We start from the raw sequence: 23087 nt of genomic DNA, 5'->3' as shown, positions 1-23087 counted from the left end.
ACAGACGAATTGCAGGAAAAGGCAAAAGGCAAGAGGCAAGAGGCAAGAGGGGTAAGAGTGTGGGACCCGCGCGCGGAGATGGGGAAGTGTGGGGAGATGGGGAGATGGGGAGATGGGGAGATAGGAAATATTTTTATAGCGTTTATCATACTGATGAGGTACATTCAATTTTCTTACCCCGATTCCCGATTCCCGATTCCCGACTCCCAACTCCCGATTCCCGACTCCCAACTCCCGACTCCCGACTCCCGATTCCCGATTCCCCACTCCGTAGACTATGAAATATTGTCTGTGTTCACGTCTTTTGAAATGTAACCAATTTGATCAGGAGGTACGGAAACGCCATACATTGCGATCGCTTCAGGAGGTTTCGGTCCAACAATCTCGTGCGGTGGCGATATCACTACTCCATAGACGGGCTGAATCGTAATAGGTGGCTTATGTTTGGGTGGCTCAATCGGGTGTATAGGTCCCCATGGCCAACCACAGTAGCGTCTAAACACACCACCAACAAGTACTTCTAGGTCTTCTTCAGTGAGATTCTTGAAATTATCGTCTAAATCTCTAAGCTTATTCTCATCAAGAATTTTAGCTGTAGTAGTTTCCAAGTCTTCTGGTGTGAAATCATAGCCAGCATCTCGCACCATAGTTTGGTAGTCTTCTGGACTTGCAGCATCTTCAAGCTGGCTACGGAAATTTTTATCAGCAGCTAAGCGCTTAAAGAAAAGGATTACACTTTCTAAAAACATAAACGTTCTCCAACCGTCAATACTATAAATAGAAACCCTTTAGCACAACTTTGTCTCGCCAATCTGGCTAAAGTTACAAATCTAAATAGTTTTTGAGGGTTGACGGTTGAGGGTTTATCTTATTGAAATTATTCTTTGGGTGAGGTCAAATTCTTCGCTTTTAGGGAGCAGGAATTCCCCCTAAAGTGTGATTGGGGAGTCAACGTATAAAGCCGGTTGTTCTAGCACAAAATGGAGGTTGTGTTTCTGCAGTCGTTGAGAAATTGCTTGTTGGGAGATTTCAGCCAACCGTTTGCGTAGTTCAAGGGAGTTTTCGTTAGAACCCACAATAAAAAAGGTGAGGCGGACTCTGGTGCCGGGAAGATTCTCCAAGGGAAAACATTCCATGCGTGTACTGCCAGGATCGATACCAAATAGCTGCTCAGTACTTTCTTGAATCACCTGTTCTACCAAGGCTTGCTGATTGACCTGTAAGGGATGGCTAAAATCAAAGTACAACAGCACCATCACCTTCTTTCCTCGGGTGACATTGACAATCTTTTTCGAGACCATCACTGAGTTAGGCACGATGATCAGGGTATTTTTAGCCACAGAACGAATTCTAGTGCAGCGCAGGCCAATCCCTTCTATGCGACCGTAGACATCTTCATCTAATGTATTCAAGTTAACCCGAATATATTCCCCGCTGACGAAGGGGCGATCGAGATAGAGCACGAGGGTGCCGAATAACTGACTCAAAACTTCTTGGGCAGCAAAAGCCACAGCCACACCACTGATACCAAAACCAAATAAAACTGTAATCAACTGAAAACCCTGGCTTCGGGCAAAGAGCACCACGGCGAAAAAGCCAATTATGAAATTGGCGATTGTCTCAAATACCAGTACAACATCCCCCAGTTCTCGCCCCAATCGTCGCACCAATACTAGTCCGTACAAACGGATGATCTGTTTCACCACACGAGAGACTAACCAAGCAGCACAAAATGTCAAACTGAGGTAGACAAAAAAGTGGAGGAACTTGTAGAGGCCAGAGTAGACCCTTAACAATTCTAGGCTAATAGCTACTAAGAGCAATGTCCCTGTCCTCATTAAGGATTGGTGGAGTGGAGCCATAAATTGATTGTAGGCTTCTTGGGCTTTTGGAGGGAGCAATCGCTTCAACACCGACTTAACCAAGGCAGGTGTCCACTGTCCCAATACAAAGGCCAACAAAATACACAGAAGTAGGGAACTTACGCGCAAAGCAAGGGCAAGCCAAAAAGTTTGAGCATCAGCACTCAATTTGAGCAGTTCAGTGACTTGTTCAACGACTTGTTCAACCATTTTCACCAGGCTTATTTAGGAGTCTTAATCAGGGTCAGCAAAGGAATATTAAGCAATCTACTAAATGCTGATGGGAGAGTCCACGTAGATTGTAGGTTCTTCCATATCAAAGGACAAATTATACTTTTTCAGGCGTGCAGAAATCGATGCGCTGGCAATCTCCAATGCTCTTTTGCGCAAACCGATGGAGTCTTCATTAGAGCCAACCATGAAAAAACTGACACGGGCTCGCGTGCCCACACGGTCTTCTGGTTGAAAAATGCCAATTCGGGTGCTACCAGTATCAACCCCGAATAGTTTATCTGTGCTGTCCTGTACAATTTGACGGACGAGAGCCTCTTCCTGTTGGGTGAGCGCTTGGGGAAAGTCGAGGTAGAGCAGAGCCATGACTTTTTTGCCACGACTGATATTTTCGATATCTTTAGCGACCATAACGGAATTGGGCACAATGATCAGGGTATTATGAGCAGCTACGCGAATTTTAGTGGAACGGATACCAATGGATTCCACCCTGCCATAGGCATCTTCAGCCTCGGGATTGAAGTTGACGCGCACATACTCACCAGGGACAATAGGGCGGTCGAGGTACAGCACTAAGGTTCCAATTAATTGACGTAGGGTTTCTTGAGCAGCAAATGCCACCGCCACACCCCCCACACCTAAGCCAGTGATCAGGGTAATCAAATTAAAGTTCTGGCTTTGGGCAAACATGGTAACTGCCATAAACCCAATTAACACATTGGCAAAGGTTTCAACGATGAGGGTGAGATCATTTAAATCTTGCCCTAGTTGCTGCAGTAGTTGGATACCGTATACACGAATAGCTTGGCGGACAAGCCTAGACACTAGCCAAGCTACGCTAATCGTTGTTGCTAAATATAGAAAAAATCGGAGAAAATTAAATAAGCCAGGATAGACTTGCAAAATACTTAAACTCAGTGCTATCAAGGTAAACGTCCCGGCAACCGCCATGGATTGGCGTATCGGTTCAACGAATTTTTGATAGTTACTTCTGGAGCGTTGGGGGAGCGATCGCACAATCAAAAAATTGACCAACAGGGGCACAAATCGCCCTATAATTAGTGACAAAATCACCAATACTACGAATATTACAAGGCGAAACGCAATCTGGATTAAGCTCTGTTGTAGGTTTCCATCGAGTTGCGATAATAATTTAAAAAGCCCAGAGATATCCATGGCAATAATCCCTACTTTGGTTGAACGAAAATAAGAAATATAGCGGCTTGCAACCCGCGCTAATTACAATAACAGTAAGCGGTCAGCGGTCAGCGGTCAGCGGTCAGCTGATTTTATTCAAAAGCTGATAGCATCTCAAGTAGCGATGCAGCGCCGACCTGCGGGGGTTTGTTTCCACGGGGCAAACAGCGGTGCGGACGCAGGTTCCGCACACAGACCCATGCGCCATGAGCGACTGCATCAAGACAGGGTGGCCACAGGCCTTTGGCTGTGGGCTTAGCGTGCGCGTAGCGCATTAGCTGATAGCTGATAGCTGATGGCTGAATGCTTACCAATAACAACAAGTAGTCAGTAGTAACTAGCCAGGATTCTACTTAACCTATACCCAAACCCCTATAAGTATTAGATGTTCATGGGTGAGGCAATGTTAATGGTTTTCTCTTCCAGGTCGAAAGCAATACCGTAGCCTTTGAGCTTCTTAGAAATCCTCTGACGCGCCACTTCCAATAACTGACTCAACATATCCCGGGAAACTTCCCCAGAGCCAAGGACGAAAAAGTTGATCCTCCCCTGAACAATCTGGCGACCATCGGCATCCGTGGTATCTTGAAAGTTAACCTGAGTAAGTTTATGATCTAATCCGTTGATATCGCCAGTACTTTGCAAAATTACCTGACGAATCAGGGCTTTTTCCTCATCAGGAATACTCCTAAAAAAGGTCAAGTTGATGATGGAAATCATCTTCTCGGCACCAGTGAGATTTTCGATACTTACCTGAGTTAAGGTACTGTTGGGAATCACAACTAACGTGCCTTTACCAGATAGTCTCACCTTGGTCGAGCGCCAACCTATGGACTCTACTCTGCCCAGAGTCCTGTCTGGTAGGTGAATGTAGTCATCCACTACAAAAGGCCGGTCTAGATATAGCACAAAACTCCATAGGACTTGCTCCAAGATTTTTTGTGATGCCAAAGCGATCGCAACGCCGCCTATGCCAATGCTTGCAATCAAGCCAACCAGATTTAGTTGATGGGATTGGGCAAAGGCGAACACCGTCACCAACAAAATTGTGGTGTTGGCTAGAAACCGATACAAAACCAAAATTTCGCTGCTGATCTTGCGTTTACTGCTTAGAGCAAACTCCAACAAGTAAACATTAAAAGTTTGCTTGAATAGAGCAAACCCCAGCAAACCAAAATTAAGGGCGACAAACAGTCCAAATACCGACTCCACTCCCGCCAACCAATCAGGTAATGGCACAACCAGCAACAATAAATCCAGAGCAATAAGAACGGCTACCCAAATAATGCGCTGCTGATAGGCCAGCAATACTTTCTGATACACCTGTTGAGCCTGGAGTGCAAACCAGTTGGCATCTAGCCCATCATCATCAGGACCGAGATTCATCCCTAATCCCATCGCCCCCAGACGCACAATTTGCCGAAGCCAAGTTGGGGCTTTGGGGGTTTTCTTGATATCCTTTAAGCTAGCAATATCACCAGTTGGTGAGGTTGACAGGGCGTCCTTCTTACCGTTTGTTATTGCTTGCGTACCTTCCTCACTCATATTGATATCAGGCAAGGCATCAGGTACAGGAGTGTAGTTTTCCTGCTCCAAAGTTTTAGTCATATCTATTTAACAAGTCCAAGACTTTTGCTGCTATTAAGTTTTCATTAAGTAATGCCTATAATAGAGTAACACTGACGGAGTGACAACTTGGCTCAAAAGGTTAGAGCTGATTTATAAAGATTTTATTAAATAGCTAATTGACAATTCATCAGAGGAATAAAAAACTCATAGATCATGGATTAAGCCGGTCAAGTAGTTATTATTACTCATTCCCAAAAATCCTGGCACTATTAGGTAACTGATTAAGCGGGCTTGATCTGACTCGGCTAGCGATAGCGATCTTTTTTTTTAAAACCTGGGAACTTTCAGGTCACCTGTGCGTCTGGGGATGGTGTTTGGGAGGCTCTCAACTCTGATAAGTAGTCGGACAAAAGTTTTGGGTGCTGTATAAAGTTTTGTAAATATTGACCAAAGCTTTTGGTGTAAAGGTTACAAGGATTTTACAGTTTTTGAGACAGTACCGTTTATTTATGTCCGACTACTTAACCAAGGAGTTGAGCTGTCTGGAAGAGTTATCTAAATCAGGAGAGTTGTGTTCTATGTCTAGTGCGTCTACTTGGAATGCCACAAGCACTGCCATGTTGCTGTTGGGAATAGTAACTGGTGCGACTGCGCCGATGGTAATTGCGGTTCCAAACCAAACTAGCTTTATTGATATTCAAGATCATTGGGCAAAACCGTTCATTGAAGGGTTGGCAGCAGAAAACCTGGTAAATGGATATGCCAATGGCACCTTTAAACCTGATCAAGCTGTTACTTACGCTCAGTTCTCTGGGATGGTGAGCCAAGCGTTCAGCGAAAATAATTTAGCTTTGCCCAAAACATTTGATCGTGAAGCGGCTGAGTATTGGGTAAGTCGTAACCTGACTGAGCAGGATAAATCCAATAGCCAACTACGTCCATCTTCGCCACTTTCTCGGGGACAAGTATTGGTGTCATTGACCAATGGTTTGGGTTTAAATGCTTTGGGTTTATACTCTAGTAGTTCAGTAAAGAACAGCCTCTCTTCCTATGAAGACCTATCCCGAATCCCTGACTATGCCAAAGTTAGCGTTGCCGCTGCTACCGAAAAGGCTATGGTCGTCAACTACCCCGATGTAACCTATCTTGATTTTGGTAAACCTGCCACCCGTGCTGATGTAGCAGCCTTTATTCATCAAGCTTTAGTGAATCAAGAGGTATTAGCTCCCCTGTCTAGTCAACATCCAGCCTCTCAATATATTGCTCAGCTGACGGAAAAGACTAAAACTGTGGGTGACGACAGCCTGATGGAGGAAACTGAGGCAACTGAAAAAACTGAGGGGACTGATTCAACTGAGTCAATGACTACTAAAGATGACTCCTTTGAAACTAAGGAATATCAAGTTTCCAAAGGCACAGTGATTAATGTAACCTACACAGTATCAGACAAGATGGCTGTGGAGCGTGGTGAAACTATTGATATGACGCTGTTAGTGGCTGAGGACATCAAAAATGATCAAGGAATAGTCTTAATTCCAAAAGACAGCGAGATTGAGGGTCAATTAGTACCGCGTTATAGTGGTTCTGAGTTTCTTGGTACTCAGTTTGTGGCTCAAAAACTTAAAATTGGTGAATTATCCTATAACAGCATCAATGCCACTTCGAAACTGGTTACTGATGCTAAGCCTGATGATACGGAGAAACAAACATTAGAAGGTGCTGCGGTTAATATTTTGACTGGTGTCTTAACTGGTGGTGATTCTAATCAACAACCGGAGCAGCAAAATCCTATGATCATTGATCCGGAAAAGGATTTACCACTAACACTGGGTTCTGATTTATATCTGCAAGTAGCTACTAAAACCCCAGAAATGCCAGAAACCCCAGAAGCCCCAGAAGCTATGGACACTGAAGAAATCCCAGAAGCTATGGACACTGAAGAAATGCCAGCAACACCAGAAGCTCCAGCAGTTCTAGAAGCACCAAAACTTGAGCTTCCGCAAGTGCCACAGTTGAAGGTTCCAACTCGTTAACCGACCGACAAGGGTACCTAGTTAAGGATTGAGAAGAGACATGGGATGGGCGTTCGCGTTCGCGCAGCGTCGCCTACGGCGAAAGCGTGGCCAAAGGCCTCAGCCCCGCTTTCAGCGAACGCATGTCTCTTCACTTGTATCGATGCAAATGCTTAACAGTCGGACAGACTACCGATACTGAGGGGAAGCATCTCTCCGTTGATCGTAAGTCCTAATAACATGGGCTCTTGGGGTTCTATATACTTGCCTGTGAGTACACAACGCTCTTTGCGCTCAGCGATCGCTTGAATGGTGGCTCTGATATCAGACTTACAAAATTGAGGTCGATAATCACCGGACTTGTGCTGGACATAGTTCCAGAGAATATCTCGAATCAGAGCTTGATAGCCCTGAGAGCCAGAGAGTTCTTTGAGTTTATCTTTCAACTGTCGATCCAGACGGATGCTGGTAACTTCCATATCAGTGGTTGAGTTTTGACGGGTGAGTGTAGGCATTAATTTTTTCCTCCAAATATCTGGACATTCCCGTAATACAAGTGTAGTATTTAAAAAGCGCCTTGAAAATCGTTTTTCACAAATTTCGCCTTCAAACATTTCATCTTCTATGAGTCATCATTTAACCTCCTCCACCAAGTGCTCAGATATCAACTGCTTAGGCAGTTCTGGATTCGGGGCAATATGGGTGGAGCTTTTGTTTAGGGGCAAATATGACTCGATGGCACAGGGAACAGTCGAGTATAGAAGGCATGATTCACAACCAGTCAATTGTCGGCCAGAGATAAATCTGAAACTAAATAGACACAGCGGGAGGTATAGGCGAACGCTAGCACTACTGACATAGCAATCAGCCTACCCTAAAAAATCTTAAACGCCCCCGCTCCTGACAAACAGAAGCGGGGGTTTGGTTTATGAGGAGTCAATCCGTGACAAGCACAACTGAGGTATTGAGGCAATCGGTAGTGGTTTTTTCCAAAAACTACTTACCTATTAATCGAGTCAATATCAAACGAGCAATTGCTCTGTTGGTTACCGGGAAAGCTGAACCAATCGATTTCTTTGGTGGTAAGGGCTACAAAGTCCGTTCCCCTAGTGTAGTGATCTTGGTACCAACCCATATCCGCTTGATACTTACCGAAACCGAACCAACTTGGCGAGTTCCTCCAGTAAATCGGCGGGAGGTCTTAAGACGGGACAAGCATCGGTGCCAATACTGTGGCAGCACCAAAAAGCTAACCCTCGACCATGTCATTCCTCGGTCAAAAGGCGGGAAACACAGTTGGGACAACGTCGTTACAGCATGTGAGGGTTGTAACAGCCTCAAAGGCAACCGCACTCCCCAGCAAGCGGGAATGAAATTACCCAGACAGCCCAAAGCACCCATGCATCCAGCTGTTGCTTTTGCGGAACAGTTTTGGCGTCAACAGCAAATCAATCGGTTAGAGGAGGAAGTTACAGGTAATGCTGAAACTGATTTATACCGAAAATAGCTTTTATCTAGAGCGTTTGGCTCAATCCCTAGAAGAATGGGTAACGAAACGAACCCTTGTCTCGCTCCGTGCGGGTGCAAGTTTCTATATCGAACCCAGCACTGCGTCATTTTTGCTACCAGCTGACTTGCCCCACCTCAGGCAATTAGAGGTGTTTGTGCGGCAAGACACAACCGATGCGATCGCATTATCGATTTGTGATGCGCAATATGTTGAAGTAAGCCTACAAGGCACCTGGCTAACGTCAGATCCAGAGGATGAAGAGGGAATTTTTGTAACAGCAATGAACTATGCTGTTGAGTTTTTTCTCTATCAGTTGTGGCAAGAGGCTAACCATCGGGCTTCTGTTCCGAAGGATTGATCAAGGGGCGCACTTAGGTGTGCCTCTTTTTAACAGTTCTCCTCACACTTCTCAATGTCCATAGGCACCGATTTCTGGTTGAAACGGTACCACTTCCTGGTGTACCTCTACCCCCAACTGCTCTAACATCCCTTGCAAAACCGGGTCAGGAGATAACCTTAAATAGCTAGCCGTTACTTCTAAAGGGACATGGCGATTACCCAAATGATAAGCAGCTCGCAGCAAATTCACCGGTTTTTGGGAGGTGACAGTCAGTACCGGTTCTGGTTTAGCAGCAATTCGGATCATCACCTTTGTCTCTTCAGCTTCCAGTAAATCCCCATCCTGCAAGACACTGCCCCTAGGCAAGCGCAAATACAAATTTTCACCATCCGCTGTTTCAAAGCGGTGGCGAGTTCGGGTACGCTCCTCGGCTGTTAAGGAGAGGGTAAAGCCGACTATAGTATTCTGATTAGCTCTGAGGCGTTTGGTAAAGGTGAGCATGGGCAATTTACCATTGCTGAATTCAGACTAAAATACCAATTAAAGTAGGGTGGGCAACGGTAAGCTCTCAGCATTCAGCTATCAGCATTCAGCTATCAGCATTCAGCTATCAGTATTCAGCTATCAGCATTCAGCTATCAGCGGTCAGTTATCAGCATTCAGCTATTAGCTATCAGCGGTCAGTTATCAGCGGTTAGCTGATTTTATTCAAAAGCTGAATGCTTATGATGGTTAAATCCCCAAACTTTAAATTATATAACATCTCGAACTATTAATTAACCCTAAATGAGGTTTATTTGAAGCTGACCGCTGACCACTGACTACTGACCGCTGACCGCTGACGGCTGAGGGCTGACGGCTGACCGCTGTTGCCCACCCTACAAGCTTGACATATTTTCAATTTTGTTGTAAGCGAACTAGTTCATTGTGGATTCGCCGTTGTAACTTCTGATCGGATTGGGCGCTAACGGTAATTGAATTAAATCGAGATATGGTCAACTCATGACTTTCAGCAATGGTTTTCGAGCGCTTACAGTAGTTTACAGCCAGATCTCGGATATTTCGACGTAGAGCTGCTATGGTTTTTACTTGGGTGCAGTTAATCTCAGGAACTATCTTGTCCTTGTCTTTGGTTAATTCCTGAATATCCTCGTAGACACCTTGACGATATTGATCGATCGCCAGAACAGCTTTGGCGTAATTCTTCAATTCCTGACTCTTGACTGCATCTGAGGCTACTGTGGGGATAGCTGCGGTGGTGTCAGGGTCTGGACTGGAAGAACATCCAACCAAAACCACTATCATTCCGGCAAGCCATCCCAAGGGATAGATCAATTTGGTCATTAGCCGTTTTCTCGGAGATAAGCGACCTGCACTGGCTAGCCTAAAGCTGGATTAGCCTATTTTCTCTGACGGGGTGACAAACAGCCTTAAAAGCTTTACGGGGTGTGGGGTGTGGGGTGATGGGTGTAGGGGAAAATCAGGAGCTGGCGGAGTGGCGACGGGACAGTTAAATCAGGTTTCGGAGCGATTGTTATCCAATGGCTCACTCCAAATTCGCTGTCAGCCAAGCAAAGCGCGAGTGGGGGAAACCCCCGCATGAAGGCGCTGCATCGCTGTCAGCCAAGCAAAGCGCGAGTGGGGGAAACCCCCGCATGAAGGCGCTGGATCGCTTCTATTTTCCCCACACCCCACACCCCACACCCCATACCCTGTCTAGTTTTTAGCCTTGTTGTCACCCCCTCAGCTATTTTCTACTATTCCTAGTGGCTAGCTATGGTTCCTGTGATGCTAACTATACCATTTCTCAAATCGGTCAGGTACACAAGTTGTGGATTTTAGGGAATCGGGAATCGGGAATCGGAAATGGGGAATCGGGAATCGGGAATCGGGAATCGGGAACTTCGGATCAGGGAATAGCGATGCATGGAATCTTCGGTCACTGTTAGCAACAATTGTTAATTTAAATCCACTACAACCCTTATTTGGTAAAGCTTTAAAATTTCAAAAATTTAGTTTTTAGGCTAAATACTATCTCAAGTTTATGACAAATTAACATACTCAGTACGGAAGAGCCCTTTTTTGGAACTATAGCGTTTTACACACTTATGAGGTACACAGGATTGTTTCCCACTTCCGACTTCCCTCTTCTGACATCATGTCAGGATAATTACCCTTAATCAAAATCTCCCCCATCTCCCCATCTCCCGATCTCCCCATCTCCCGATCTCCCCACACCCCACACCCCACACCCCACACCCCACACCCCACGCTTTTCCTAAAAACATATAATTATGGTTGAAGTATGGTTGACGTTATGCTTCAAGGGAATAAGTTGCTGATTCTTTTAGCTATATATAGCTAAAAGCTAGCGTCAAATTTTGCTTGTTGAAGACGCACTAATTCACCTTGAATCTGTTCCCGTAAATTTTGATTATCTTGCATCTCAATAGTAATTTCGTTGAAGCGTTTATTTCCTCCTTCGGGAAAATACTTAGAGACAATTCCCTCTGACTGTTGGCAGTAATCTTTAGCAATCTCTTGGGCGGTCGAGGGGAGCTTACTGATGCTTTCGGAGTCATCGCAGAAAATTTCTGGTTGCTCTCCTAGGATTGTGGTGATTTTTTCATAGGCAGATGCGCGAATAGGCTCTATTTGTAATAGAACTTCAGCATATTGAGTGACGTCATTAGGACTAATGTCAGAGGTGACATCTTGAGCATAGGCTGAAGTTGTAATAACAAGGGTATAAGAGTCTTCAGAAAGCTCAGGGATAAATCCAGATAGCAAACTAATAGCAGTAAGTCCTCCGACAAGGAGAGATTGGGAGAAAAGTTGGGTCAAGCTAAGTTTTAGAGAGTTAGCAGTGAGCATGATGATAGATTAGGAGCAAAACAAACAATAACCAAAACCACTAAGGGCTAGTTTAATGTGAATTAATTTATGGGTGGTAAGTTCCTCAGAAGGCAAGATATTCTGGGGATTGGGAAGTGCAGACAGGATAAATATCAAGCATGAGTATAAAAAAAATTTAACCTTCAATCGTTTTAGCTAGCCTGGGTGAAGCCACTGACTGGTCTAAACTCTTGATCTGTTAAAGATTTCACAAAGTTGTATAACCTTAGTTTGTAATGTGGAAAGGGGGTCTGCTCCGGTTTTGAGGTTGAGGTCTAACTCCAGCAACACCCGCAGAGTGGAGATGAGTTGCTTGGGGGAAAGGAACTCCACGTCTTGTTTGAGGAAGTAAACTCGTTTGGGGTTATTGATATTGGCGGTGTTAGCGATCGCATTTGGATCGGTCTGGCCCTCACTCACCAGCAACTTCACCCACAACCAGGTACGAAACTGAGTAATTAAGGTAGCGACAATCTTTAAAGGAGGTTCATTGTGGTTGATCAAGGCAGCTAACAACTCTAAGGCTTTTGCCCGATCCCCTGCCCGAATCGCCTCTGCCAGTTGCAAGGTATTTTGAGTATTAGCCACTACCAGGGTGGCAACGGTGCTCTCTTGTAAGGGTTGGTTGTCATACAGCGCGTAGAGTCGTAATTTTTCCAGTTCGTTGAATAACTGCCGGGTGTCATTGCTAACGGATTCGGCTAAGAGAACAGCCGCACTATTGGTTAGTTTGACTCCAAATTCAACGGAGTAGGACTTGACCCGATGCACTAGCTGCTGGGTTTTCCAGGGGGGAATCAGAGCAAACTCCCGAATCTCGGCGTACTGTTGCAGTAGTTTCGTGGACTTGAGTCGTGGATCTGGTCGATGGGGGGTAGTTAGTAACAAAACGGAGTGTTTAGGAATGACTGGTATAGTACGCTCTAATTCTGCCAGTAAATTGTCCGAACATTGCTGGCACAGGGTTGTATCGACTAACCACACTAGACGTCCACCCATGCCAAACGGAGGAGTCATTACTTGATTCAAGGCTTGAATTACGGCATCTGGTTGGTCTGGGGAAATTTTGTCATAGTTAAAACTAGCCCAGTTGGGGTCAACTAGGGATTGACGCAGCTTGTCGAGGGCTTGAGCCATGGCAAAGTCATCCTTTCCCCAATAGAGGTAAATTCCCATATCAGAACACGTAAGGGGGCAAAATTGGACGATACATATCAAAGTTATCTAAATCGGGTCACACGGCTGACCCTAACCGCAACTTATCAATCGCAGTTACTCAATATCCAAGAGTCACCCAAGTTTAAACGTCTCCCTAATGGCAGCAGAGACCCTGCCCCTTTTCCTGGTTACACTGTAATCACACCACCGTGGGAGGAAGAGACGAATAATTCAGCATTCTATAATAACATGCAGCAGCTCCAAAAAGAGCTTCTTATGCAACTAGACCCGGGTTTAATGGTACCGATACCCCCGGATAGTTTTCATTTAACCTTGGCTGACTTGATTTGGGAAAATGCCTACCGAGATGCCACGGCTGAAAATCCACAGTTTGAAACTCAACTGCTTAAGTCGATACAGACAAGTTTTGACAAGTCTGTCAGTATCAGCCAGGAAACCTCTTTAGCAAATGGTGGTAATCCTATTAGCTGGCAGCTATTGGGCTTAATGGTGATGCCCAGGGCGATTGGTGTATGTCTAGCACCCCAGGATGAACAGGCATACAATCGCATTTCCCAGCTGCGCCGGTGTATTTATCAAAATTCTGATTTAATGGCTCTAGGTATTGAACAGCAATACCATTTTACGGCTCACATCACTCTAGGATATTTCGGAGATATTCCCCAGGAGTTGGATAGCGATCGCATTAGCAATATCCTATCCGAGTTAAGTGGCCAAGCCTTAGAAGCGGAAGGGAGTGTACTATCGATTAGGGAGGCTCAATTAAGGAAGTTTGACGATATGATGCGCTTCTTGCGGGAACCGGAATGGCCAGTTTTGGAGTTTTGAGTGCTTTCGCGTGCTTAGTGTTTGAGTTGGAGCAGAGTATGGCTTGGGGTATAGGATGAAAGCATTGTCAATGCATCCGATTATGGAGCAAAGTTTTGCAATTATTGACCAACATATTGGGGAGCATCAGTTTAATCGAGCTGAGTATGCTATTGTGCGCAGGGTAATCCATAGTACAGCTGATTTTGAATTTGCCCAGCTGCTTCGGTTTAGTGAAAATGCGATCGCATCTGGTATTTCTGCACTGCGGCAGGGAATACCAATTGTTACAGATGTAGGAATGGTCAAACAGGGGATAGCTAGTATGGTGGCAAAAACCTTTGGTAATCCCCTGATTGCAGCAGTAGACCAGGCACCAGTAGCTCTGCCAGGAAAGACGCGCACGGAAACTGGTTTACTCCGATGTTTTGAGCAGTTTCCGGGGGCTATTTTTGTAATTGGTAATGCCCCTACGGCATTGTTGGCTTTATGTGAGCAGTTGCCCCACTCTCAGGTCAAACCAGCTTTGGTCATTGGCGCAACGGTTGGGTTTGTGTCAGTGCTGGAGTCGAAAGCTGCTTTGGCCAAGATATCCATCCCTCAGATTCGGGTTGAGGGAGCTAAAGGAGGGTCTCCAGTGGCTGCAGCTATTTTGAATGGATTGATGGTATTGGCTTGGGAGAGTCAGGAATCCTAAAGATCAGCAAAGCTTACCTCTAAAGCCGGGGGCTTGAAAAATCTCGTACATGACCAGCCTAACTCCTTACCAGAAGGTAATATAAAAAGACATCAGCAAATTTCCATTAAACCCCTTTTGTCTATTATTCCCGTCCTTGGTGTCTTCGCGGTCGTTGCTAAAAGCTTTGTAAAACTTGGCTTTGATCTTCCCTATTCTCTATTATTGCCCTTTGCCTATTCCCTATTATTGCCTGTTGCCTATTGCCTATTCCCCCTACTCCCTGTTCCCTGTTCCCTTTGCAATAGCAGCAAAACATTGCCTTTTGCCTCTTGCCTCTTGCCTGTTGCCCATTGCCTATTCCCCCTACTCCCTACTCCCTGTTCCCTGTTCCCTATTCCCTTTCCAATAGCAGCAAAACCATGACCTCGATCCATGTAGTGGGGATTGGTTTAGACGGAGCACCTAGCTTAACTGATCAAGTCAAGCAGCTCGTAGAACGAGCGACGCTATTGGTTGGAAGTCAGCGCCATTTAGGTTATTTTCCCAACCACCCAGGGTCACAAGTGGTATTGGGGAATTTTACTGACGCTATTGAATTAATTCGTAACCAGCTCGATAGTACTGATGACGATACCCTAATCGTAGTGTTGGTCAGTGGTGATCCATTGTTTTTTGGCTTAGGACGATTGCTCCTAAGCCAACTTCCCCCCTCATGCCTGAGGTTTCATCCCCATGTCAGTGCAATTCAGTTGGCCTTCAGTCGGATTAAGGTGCCTTGGCAAGATGCTAAGGTAATCAGTGCTCATGGCCGTTCTATGGAACAACTAATCCCAGCCTTGAAGCAGGGGGTGGAGAAGATTGCAGTGCTCACGGATGGCACCAATACACCTGAAGCGATCGCTAAATTATTGCTAGCGCTAGATTTACCCAGTTGCTACCAGTTCTGGGTATGTGAAAATTTGGGAGGTATGGATGAACGGGTGCAATGTCTTGATGTAGAAGCAGTATTGAACCAGACCTTTGCGCCCCTGAATGTGGTGGTATTACTACGTCAGGGTGAGTCCGTTGACCAATCCCTAGATCCAGACTCCTTACCGATACTGGGATTACCAGATCAGACATTTACTAGTTTTAGCGATCGCCCTGGTTTAATGACCAAGCGAGAAATCAGGCTGCTGTTACTAGGAGAGTTAGCACTCAAACCAGGGCAAACAGTTTGGGATATTGGTGCAGGAACAGGTTCAGTTTCCATTGAAATTGCTCGTTTATCGAACACCTCTCAGGTGTATGCTATTGAAAAAACAGCAATGGGGAGTACTTTGATTGAGCAAAATTGTCAACGTTTGGGCGTTACTAACGTTACCTCAATTCATGGTTCAGCACCGGATATTTTGAAAGATTTACCAACACCAAATCGAATTTTTATTGGCGGTAGTGGGGGTAATTTACACTCAATTTTGGATTATTGTGATACTCGCTTAGACCTCGATGGTATTTTAGTGTTAGCGTTAGCAACAGTTGAGCGTAGTAATACAGCTTATAGTTGGTTTGAATCTAAACGTTTCCCCCCCTCCGAGCGCGGGATTAGAGCAAATTCCTTCCCCCCTTCCGCGCGGGGGGTTAGGGGGGATCACTGGAATTATCAATGGTTACAGGTGCAGTTATCAAAGTCGGTACCTGTGGGCAAACTAACTCGGTTTAATCCTCTTAATCCGATCACTATTGTGACGGCTTGGAAGTGCTGAGTTTGAGAGTGGTGAGTTCGTAAGTGCTGAATTCTGATACCCTATCTGCCAATCTCCCCATATCCCCACAAGTTGCCGTGTCATTAGCTGATATTATTCCTACTGTTGCCTATTGCCTCTTGGCCTTTGCGACTCTGTTCACAACTCAAATAAAAACGCTATATGTAACTTTTAATACAACTTGAAATGGGTTGACTTTGATATCCTAAGCACAATCACACTTAAAGTAAAGTTAAAAGTGCTTTACCTTAAGGAAACACAAAATATAGACAGAGTTGTCATTGGGTGGAGTTAAAGAATTTGTAGTATCCTATACGGGCAGCTCTTGTTCTGCTTTTAGGTATTGGGTATGTATTAGACCAAACATCTTGAATATCCAGAGTAATCCCATAGAATTTATTTTGTATAGATTGTACTTGACAAAATGCCTATTGAGTTTGGTATATATATTGTACTTGGCAAAATACATGAACAGGAGGCGGGAGCTTTCCAAAATCGGCAGATCAACTGGCTTTTCACAAATGCACAAAAAAGTGGTATTATAGTACTCGCAAAAAATACTACACTGTCAAAACCTACAGTAGTACCTAAAGTGTGGTAGCTTTGGAAAACGATTAGGTGGGAGCAATTAAACTGAACAGGAGCAATACCATTTTGTTAGAGATATCGAATAATTATCGATCATCAAATGCCTGATTAGAGTGTTCTTTTGGGGTTGCTGAATCTTCGAATCAATAGGAGTAGGGTGGCCATCCTGCCGCCCCGGAAATATTGATAATGGGCAAGATGCCCATTCCACCAAGATTTCCGTTCTACAAAACTCCTTTAATCCTTCTATTATTAAGCAACGCCAGCTTTGGAAACAAAGAAACCGCAATAATCTCAGAAAGTGGGATCTCAGGGTTGTAAAGACAAATCAATTCAAAGAATAAGAATATGTTAACTAATCAAAAAAAAGACTCTTCAGACGTGAATCAGGAAGCTTTAACAACTATTCCGGCTATAGATGAGCAGTTAGCCCAGAAACTAGAAGAGCAATGGAAGCCCCAGGCTCTAACAGATGGGGGGCCATTACCATCTGACCCGGATGCTCCTACTACCCTACCCCAAGTTTTAGAAAGATCAGCAGAGCAAATCGTCGGAGAAAGCATTGTATATCTCCAGGGAGATGGCTCGGAAATAGTCCAATCCTATGCAGAATTATTAGAAGAAGCTAAGAAAATCCTAGCGGGTTTAAGAAAGCAAGGATTAACCCCTCAAGACAAAGTAATTTTACAATTAGAAAAAAGTTGGGACATCATACCGGCTTTCTGGGGATGTATTCTCGGGGGGTTTGTGCCGACAATTATGGAAGCACCTATTACTTACGTAGAATCTAACCCAATCGCTAAGAAGCTGCGTCAGATTTGGGAATTTTTAGACAAACCTTTCATCATTACTAACAAAGAACTGCCAGAAAAAATCCAGTCCTTTTTATCAGGCTCTGAGCAAAAAGTAAGCTGCATTGAAACCTTAAGGCACAACGCCCCAGATAAATCCTATTACCCCAGTCAGCCAGAGGAAACGGCATTTTTTAATCTCACCTCTGGCAGTACGGGAATCCCCAAATGCGTGAGAATGACCCACCGCAATCTCATCTCTCGCTCCAGGGGAGCCAATATTCTCAATCAGCATCAACCAGAAGATGTAATCCTGAATTGGCTGCCTTTTGACCACATCGGCAGCATCTGCGACTGGCATATCCGTTGTATCGAATTGGGCTGCAAACAAGTTTACGCAGCAAAGGAATATATTTTAGGTCGCCCTCTCAACTGGTTGGATTTAATTGATAAATACAGAGTCAACTATAGCTGGGCACCTAACTTTGCCTATTCTCTGGTTAATGACTTGCTGGAACGAGAACCAAATCAAACCTGGGATTTGTCTTGCGTGCAATTCTTACTCACAGCAGGGGAAGCTGTTTCTTCCCAAGCCGTAGAGGAATTTATGGAGAATATGGCAGCCTATGGTTTGAGTAAAACTGCCATTCGCCCCGCTTTTGGGATGGCAGAGTTGGGTTCGGGGATAACCTATTATCAGCCCACACCAGAGGCTCCTTTAAAGTTCCATCGGGTAGATAAAGACTCTTTAAAAGGAACCATTAAACGAGTCGGGGCAGAACATCCCAACAGCAGCATTTTCGCAGATCTAGGGCCAGTTATCCCAGGAGTAACGATTCGGATTGTCGATGAAGAAAAGTCGATTTTGCCCGAAGATACTATAGGTCACTTGCAAGTATGTGGCGATGCAGTTTCTCCAGGTTACGATAAAAATCCTGAAGCGAATCGGGAATCTTTTCTAGAAAATGGTTGGTTTGATACTGGAGATTTAGGTTTCATCACCAACGGACACTTGGTTTTGACCGGTCGAGCCAAAGAGACCATTATTATCAATGGCGCAAATTACTACAGTCAGGAAATTGAAACCGTAGTCGAAGAAGTAGAAGGGGTCGAAGTTTCCTATACCGCAGCTTGTGCGGTTCGAGATGGAGGTGGCTCAACAGAAAAACTAGCGATTTTCTTCCATTTGACGACTCAAAAAGATGAAGAAATACTGCCGCTGTTGCAGACGATTCGAAAGCAGGTGATTTCCAAAATCGGGGTCAATCCAGATTACTTGATTCCCGTTCCTCGGGAGGTGATTCCGAAAACCGCTATCGGAAAAATCCAACGCTTAAAATTGAGTAAGGGTTTTGAAGCCGGAGAATTTACCCAAATTCTGAAACAGTTGGGTGATCAAAATGCTCGATCGAGTCAGGAAAAGATTGCCCCCCGCAACAAATTAGAACATCAACTGGCTTCGATTTGGCAGGATGTGCTGGGAATTCCAACGGTCGGTATTGAAGATAACTTCTTTGAACTGGGGGGGAATTCGATCGTGGCAATGGCCATGGTGAACAAGCTACAAGACGAACTGAACAAAATTCTGCACCCAGTTGCCCTGTTTGACGCGCCAACAATTGCTACATTAGCTGAATATCTTGAAGAAAATTATTCGGAGCTAGCTGAGGAAACAGAAGGTAAAGTTGTCAGTAAGACAAGTAATACATTAGTAGAGAAACTGAACACCAAGCAAATTGGTCAGATGCGGCAATATCTACTGCATCACCTTTGTGGGGAATCTGTTCAATCCGATACGTCTGGTAAGAAAAATAAACAAGCTATTTTCATCCTCTGTACCGGACGCTCTGGTTCTACTTTATTAAGGGTGATTATGGCCGGACACCCACAACTTTTCGCACCACCAGAGTTGTATCTGCTTTCGTTTAATACTCTTGCCGAACGCAAAGCTGCTTTTTCTGGGCGCAATAATTTCCTGGGAGAAGGGGTAATTCGCGCTATCATGGAAATCAAAAACTGTGATGGGGAACAAGCACAGCAGATTATGGAGGAGTTAGAGGAACAAAACTTGAGTACCAAGGAGTTTTTCTCTTTGATGCAGGAGTGGCTGCCAGGTCAAATCATAGCTGATAAGACTCCACCTTATGTGTTTAACCCAGAAGTTCTGCAACGTGCGGAGGAAGAGTTTGAAAATCCCCTTTATATCCACCTCCAGCGCCATCCCCTGGCCACAATTCGTTCAATGAAAGAGGCCAGGTTAGATTTGTTGGTGGCCATGGAAGAAAACCAGTTCTCAGTGGAGCAAAAAGGAGAATTGATGTGGTTGATAAGTCACCAAAATATATTAGAGTTCCTCAAGAATATACCCAGTTCCCGTCAGCATCAGCTTAAATATGAAGACTTAGTGCAGCAACCCGAAACTACTGTTGATCAGTTATGTGAATTTATCGGGATAGATTTCCATCCCGATATGCTCCAACCTTATAAGGAAAAGAAGCAGCGCATGACTGATGGGGTTCACGCTGTATCCAGGATGATGGGAGATCCTAAATTCCACACTTACAAAGGGATTAATGCCAAAGTTGCTGAGCGCTGGAAGGAAGAATATAAGGTAGACTTTTTGAGCCCAGAAACTTGGAAGGTAGCAGAGTCTTTGGGTTACGATCGCCCCTCGGAGAATTCCCTCAGCAATTCCTTACCCCTTACCGTCGAACAAGAATACATGTGGTGGCGTGCACATCCAGAGGGACTTTACAACAACACTTGGCGCATTTGGCGCATTGAAGGCCCATTAAACCTCAAGGTCTTGCAGGAAGCGATTAAAGAAATTGCCCGCCGTCACACTCCCCTCCACACCACTTTGGAAAAAGTAGATGGTTCTGTGGTACAGGTGGTACGCCCAGAAATGGAGCCAGCTTTTGAAGTAGTAGACTGCCCCAATATACCAGAAAACGAAGAGTCCCAGGTAATCCGGAACTATCTCGAAGAATGTTCCCTGCGTCAGTTCGACTTAGTCAACGGTCCGATGCTGCGGGTTAATATCCTGCGTTTGAGCGAAACCTCCCATATTCTCATGCCCTGCATCAACCACGCGACCACTGATGCTTCGTCTTGGGGCTTATTCATCCATGAATTAAACGCTCTCTACTCGGCCTTTGCTTCTGGACAGCCCTCACCCTTGCCACCACTGGCCATGACATTTACCGACTATGCCCAGTGGTATCAGCAATGGCTGCAGGCAGGGACCTTGGACAAGTGCCTCAACTACTGGCGAAAAACCCTGGCGGGAGCGGAACTTTTGGAGTTACCGACCGATCGGCCCCTTCCAGCCAACCCCACATTTCGCCAAGGCTCCGAACCGTTAAAGATTAGTGCCGACTTGAAGAGTAGCTTGGAAAACATCAGTAAGAAAGCCGGGGTAGTTTTATACGTTACTTTATTGTCAGCCTACGGAGTAGTTCTTGGCAGTGTTGCTAACCAAGAAGACTTTGCCATTGATTCCATCTTCGTCAATCGCCTGAGGAAAGAAGCCCAATCCTTAATTGGTCCTTTTGGCAATATCCTACCCCTGCGTTTGGATTTAAAAGGCGATCCTACTTTTGCCGAATTACTTGATCGCATACAGCAAACTGTCCGTAATGGTTACGCCCATAATAGTTTGCCTTTTCTTCAACTCGTGGATATCTGGAAAGCCCAAGGCAAGCAATTCAAATATCCTACCTCCGTAGGTTTCAATGTGATTAATGCAACCAACTCCGAACAACTGGAACTACCTGAAATGGAAGTCTCATTTATCGGGATGAAAAAGAAAGCTGTAGTCAGAAACCTACATTTGCGGATGTTGGCTAAAGACGGAGGTTATAGCGCTGACTTCAGGTACATTACCGATATCTTGGACGGCACGACAGTTGCTCGCATCGCCAGAAAATACCACTTTCTTCTGGAAACTGTAGTAAAGGAGCCCCAAAAGCCCCTTTCTCAATTACGAGTAATGCTTGATCGAGTGGAGTAACTAGATTCCCTCCGATTTTGAACCCCGTTGAAAAAGTCCCCTGAAAACTAGGGGACTTACTCCTACATATTTCACCACTAAAAAACTGAGCCAAATATTCCACAGCGCTTTAGAGAAAGCTGTAGCTATAGCTGCCCCTACTCCACCGATGAGGGGAATAGCGATCGCATTTAACACGATATTGAGAATAGTCGCATAAATAAAAACGGGTAAAGATTTATTTTGATGACCCGTCATCACCATCAAATAGCCGACAGAACCACATAAAGCACTTACTAAATTGCCTAAAACCAAAATTTTGAGTTGCAAACTCGCTGCGATAAATTCTGAGCCAAATATTCCTAAAATGGGTTGACTGAAGACCGTGAGCAATAAGGAAATAGCCATAGAAGGCCAGAAAATCCACAGGGCAACTGCAGAAACCACCTTTTGCAGACCCTCGATATTGTTTTTAGCGTAAAGGGCTGCGAAACTGGAAGCGGCGACTATATTGATAATGCTCAGCACAACACTAACCCATTGAGCCGTATTCACGGCCGCACCGTACATCCCTGCTTCCTTTGCTCCCAATATTGAGCCAACCATAATCGTGTCGATTTTACCAAGAATTTTCAAAAAACTCTGCTGTAATAACAAAATAAAAGCGACACCCAACCACTCTCGAATGGCATAGACCGGCTTGCTGGGTTCAAATTCTTCATTTAACTTAAACAATAACAATCCAAACTGGAATAACAGGGCAGCTAGGAAGGCGATTTCAGCGATCGCGATCGTAGAAATTCCGGTGAGGTCATGACTTGTCTGTATGAACAGAAATGCGCCACAGACTACCAAAACCGGCCAAATTATTTGTGATGGCGCGTAGGCTAAAGTAACATCCTTGGCAGCTCTGGAAGTTTCCAATTGCAAATTTACCAGGGCTTGTAGTGGTATCAGACCGATACCTATTAATAAAGGAGTGGCATAAGCAAAGGGGTGGTAATAATTCAGCAGTAAAATTACACCAGCAGCTAGCAAGCTAAGCAAAAGACTAGCGAGAATAGTAATCAACCAGCTACTGCGCACGATACCTCGCAACAGTCCCCATTCTTCTTTGACCTGGTACTCGGAGACAAAGCGCAAAACGGTATGGGGTAAACCCAATCCTGCGGGAATTGCTAAGAGGATAGACCAAGCAATCACATATTCATAAATGCCATACTCAGTGGTACCCATCCATCGCGCCAGGAATACCTGCACTACATAAGTCAGAAGAATACCTGCAAATTTTATGATCAGAGCTATTCCAGCTTCTTTAGCCAGAATACCTAAGTTAAGATTTTCGTCGGTAGTGGAAGATACGGTTTGAGTCATAAATTTTATTGAAATCAAAGAAACGGGGTTAAAACCCAGCTACAAGCCTGATAAATTGCAAAAACATAAGACAGTTATATAGCATTTTTATTTGAAATGTAAACCTGTATGGTCTTTTTTTATTGGACAATAATACTGAGGATCTCTTTCCACTCTTGCATGGATGCCTTTTTCAGTAATTCGTATGTTTACAACCCAGATACAAAAGCTTTAAGCGTAAGCATTCAGCCGTCAGCCGTCAGCCGTCAGCTTATTTTATTCAAAAGCACCTCAAGTAGCACATAAACTGAAAGCTGAACGCGCACGGGTGCGCTAAT

At 44.8% G+C, this 23087-nt stretch carries 19 protein-coding genes; 9 read left to right on the top strand and 10 right to left on the bottom strand.

The features are described 5' to 3' along the window. The first annotated feature begins 59 nt into the window (after positions 1-59). Positions 60-281, top strand: coding sequence for a hypothetical protein (locus tag BJP34_RS39335; protein ID WP_149030908.1), 222 nt, complete (start codon positions 60-62; stop codon positions 279-281). Here the strand turns inward: BJP34_RS39335 and BJP34_RS11215 are convergent. From BJP34_RS11215 to BJP34_RS11200, 4 genes are all read right to left on the bottom strand, one after another. Further along, positions 276-749 carry a Nif11-like leader peptide family natural product precursor gene (locus tag BJP34_RS11215; RefSeq protein ID WP_070392422.1) on the bottom strand — a complete coding sequence of 158 codons (474 nt, stop codon included), beginning with the start codon at positions 747-749 and terminating at the stop codon, positions 276-278. The two genes, BJP34_RS39335 and BJP34_RS11215, sit on opposite strands and share 6 nt — an antisense overlap. A 180-nt stretch (positions 750-929) precedes the next feature. Continuing rightward, positions 930-2072 (bottom strand): mechanosensitive ion channel family protein, encoded by a 1143-nt coding sequence (locus tag BJP34_RS11210; protein WP_070392421.1) that lies wholly within the window; start codon positions 2070-2072, stop codon positions 930-932. A gap of 60 nt (positions 2073-2132) precedes the next feature. Then, positions 2133-3269 carry a mechanosensitive ion channel family protein gene (locus BJP34_RS11205; protein WP_070392420.1) on the bottom strand — a complete coding sequence of 379 codons (1137 nt, stop codon included), beginning with the start codon at positions 3267-3269 and terminating at the stop codon, positions 2133-2135. A 402-nt stretch (positions 3270-3671) separates the two neighbouring features. After that, positions 3672-4898, bottom strand: a complete 1227-nt coding sequence (locus BJP34_RS11200) for a mechanosensitive ion channel family protein (RefSeq protein WP_070392419.1) — start codon at positions 4896-4898, stop codon at positions 3672-3674. A gap of 470 nt (positions 4899-5368) precedes the next feature. Here BJP34_RS11200 and BJP34_RS11195 point away from each other — a divergent pair, with 470 nt between their 5' ends. After that, positions 5369-6892, top strand: coding sequence for an S-layer homology domain-containing protein (locus tag BJP34_RS11195; RefSeq protein ID WP_070392418.1), 1524 nt, complete (start codon positions 5369-5371; stop codon positions 6890-6892). A 152-nt stretch (positions 6893-7044) separates the two neighbouring features. On the opposite strand, the gene BJP34_RS11190 is transcribed toward BJP34_RS11195, so the two are convergent. After that, positions 7045-7386 carry a hypothetical protein gene (locus BJP34_RS11190; protein ID WP_070392417.1) on the bottom strand — a complete coding sequence of 114 codons (342 nt, stop codon included), beginning with the start codon at positions 7384-7386 and terminating at the stop codon, positions 7045-7047. 428 nt (positions 7387-7814) lie between these two features. On the opposite strand from BJP34_RS11190, the gene BJP34_RS11185 reads away from it, so the two are divergent. Then, entirely contained in the window at positions 7815-8378 is a 564-nt protein-coding gene (locus BJP34_RS11185; RefSeq protein ID WP_070392416.1) for an HNH endonuclease, read from the top strand. Then, positions 8350-8739 carry an alr0857 family protein gene (locus BJP34_RS11180; RefSeq protein ID WP_070392415.1) on the top strand — a complete coding sequence of 130 codons (390 nt, stop codon included), beginning with the start codon at positions 8350-8352 and terminating at the stop codon, positions 8737-8739. The genes BJP34_RS11185 and BJP34_RS11180 overlap by 29 nt, the downstream gene beginning before the upstream one ends. 51 nt (positions 8740-8790) lie before the next feature. Here BJP34_RS11180 and ureE read toward each other — a convergent pair whose 3' ends face one another. The 4 genes from ureE to holA form a co-directional block, all read right to left on the bottom strand. Next, positions 8791-9222, bottom strand: a complete 432-nt coding sequence (gene ureE / locus BJP34_RS11175; RefSeq protein ID WP_070392414.1) for an urease accessory protein UreE — start codon at positions 9220-9222, stop codon at positions 8791-8793. Between the two features lie 396 nt (positions 9223-9618). Then, positions 9619-10065, bottom strand: coding sequence for a DUF4168 domain-containing protein (locus BJP34_RS11170; RefSeq protein WP_070392413.1), 447 nt, complete (start codon positions 10063-10065; stop codon positions 9619-9621). Positions 10066-11082: 1017 nt separating this feature from the next. After that, a complete protein-coding gene (locus tag BJP34_RS11160; protein WP_070392411.1) occupies positions 11083-11595 on the bottom strand; it encodes a DUF4168 domain-containing protein in 513 nt (170 codons plus the stop codon). A 204-nt stretch (positions 11596-11799) separates the two neighbouring features. Then, entirely contained in the window at positions 11800-12792 is a 993-nt protein-coding gene (holA, locus tag BJP34_RS11155; protein WP_070392410.1) for a DNA polymerase III subunit delta, read from the bottom strand. A gap of 24 nt (positions 12793-12816) precedes the next feature. Here holA and BJP34_RS11150 point away from each other — a divergent pair, with 24 nt between their 5' ends. The 5 genes from BJP34_RS11150 to BJP34_RS11130 all read left to right on the top strand — a co-directional run bounded on the left by BJP34_RS11150 (position 12817) and on the right by BJP34_RS11130 (position 21417). Beyond that, the gene (locus BJP34_RS11150) at positions 12817-13623 is read left to right on the top strand and encodes a DUF1868 domain-containing protein (RefSeq protein ID WP_070392409.1); all 807 of its coding nucleotides are present in this window, start codon (positions 12817-12819) and stop codon (positions 13621-13623) included. 55 nt (positions 13624-13678) lie between these two features. Next, positions 13679-14299: a cobalt-precorrin-8X methylmutase gene (locus tag BJP34_RS11145; protein WP_070392408.1), complete on the top strand. Its 621-nt coding sequence runs from the start codon at positions 13679-13681 to the stop codon at positions 14297-14299. Between the two features lie 33 nt (positions 14300-14332). Beyond that, entirely contained in the window at positions 14333-14704 is a 372-nt protein-coding gene (locus BJP34_RS45980; protein ID WP_070392407.1) for a hypothetical protein, read from the top strand. Next, complete coding sequence (cbiE, locus tag BJP34_RS11135) at positions 14701-16026, top strand: precorrin-6y C5,15-methyltransferase (decarboxylating) subunit CbiE (RefSeq protein ID WP_070392406.1); 1326 nt, start codon at positions 14701-14703, stop codon at positions 16024-16026. Before BJP34_RS45980 ends, cbiE begins: the two co-directional genes overlap by 4 nt. Positions 16027-16962: 936 nt before the next feature. Beyond that, a complete protein-coding gene (locus BJP34_RS11130; protein WP_070392405.1) occupies positions 16963-21417 on the top strand; it encodes a condensation domain-containing protein in 4455 nt (1484 codons plus the stop codon). Here the strand turns inward: BJP34_RS11130 and BJP34_RS11125 are convergent, their stop codons facing one another. Continuing rightward, positions 21418-22770 (bottom strand): flippase, encoded by a 1353-nt coding sequence (locus BJP34_RS11125; RefSeq protein WP_070392404.1) that lies wholly within the window; start codon positions 22768-22770, stop codon positions 21418-21420. Positions 22771-23087: the final 317 nt, after the last annotated feature.

Source organism: Moorena producens PAL-8-15-08-1 (genome assembly GCF_001767235.1).
Taxonomy (GTDB): domain Bacteria; phylum Cyanobacteriota; class Cyanobacteriia; order Cyanobacteriales; family Coleofasciculaceae; genus Moorena; species Moorena producens_A.
This window is presented reverse-complemented; position numbering and strand designations above follow the sequence as displayed.

Coding starts and splice junctions, on each gene's coding strand:
- BJP34_RS11215 (WP_070392422.1), bottom strand. CDS start 749: ATGTTTTTAGAAAGTGTAATCCTTTTCTTTAAGCGCTTAGCTGCTGAT.
- BJP34_RS11210 (WP_070392421.1), bottom strand. CDS start 2,072: ATGGTTGAACAAGTCGTTGAACAAGTCACTGAACTGCTCAAATTGAGT.
- BJP34_RS11205 (WP_070392420.1), bottom strand. CDS start 3,269: ATGGATATCTCTGGGCTTTTTAAATTATTATCGCAACTCGATGGAAAC.
- BJP34_RS11200 (WP_070392419.1), bottom strand. CDS start 4,898: ATGACTAAAACTTTGGAGCAGGAAAACTACACTCCTGTACCTGATGCC.
- BJP34_RS11195 (WP_070392418.1), top strand. CDS start 5,369: ATGTCCGACTACTTAACCAAGGAGTTGAGCTGTCTGGAAGAGTTATCT.
- BJP34_RS11190 (WP_070392417.1), bottom strand. CDS start 7,386: ATGCCTACACTCACCCGTCAAAACTCAACCACTGATATGGAAGTTACC.
- BJP34_RS11180 (WP_070392415.1), top strand. CDS start 8,350: ATGCTGAAACTGATTTATACCGAAAATAGCTTTTATCTAGAGCGTTTG.
- ureE (WP_070392414.1), bottom strand. CDS start 9,222: ATGCTCACCTTTACCAAACGCCTCAGAGCTAATCAGAATACTATAGTC.
- BJP34_RS11170 (WP_070392413.1), bottom strand. CDS start 10,065: ATGACCAAATTGATCTATCCCTTGGGATGGCTTGCCGGAATGATAGTG.
- BJP34_RS11160 (WP_070392411.1), bottom strand. CDS start 11,595: ATGCTCACTGCTAACTCTCTAAAACTTAGCTTGACCCAACTTTTCTCC.
- holA (WP_070392410.1), bottom strand. CDS start 12,792: ATGGGAATTTACCTCTATTGGGGAAAGGATGACTTTGCCATGGCTCAA.
- BJP34_RS11145 (WP_070392408.1), top strand. CDS start 13,679: ATGAAAGCATTGTCAATGCATCCGATTATGGAGCAAAGTTTTGCAATT.
- cbiE (WP_070392406.1), top strand. CDS start 14,701: ATGACCTCGATCCATGTAGTGGGGATTGGTTTAGACGGAGCACCTAGC.
- BJP34_RS11130 (WP_070392405.1), top strand. CDS start 16,963: ATGTTAACTAATCAAAAAAAAGACTCTTCAGACGTGAATCAGGAAGCT.
- BJP34_RS11125 (WP_070392404.1), bottom strand. CDS start 22,770: ATGACTCAAACCGTATCTTCCACTACCGACGAAAATCTTAACTTAGGT.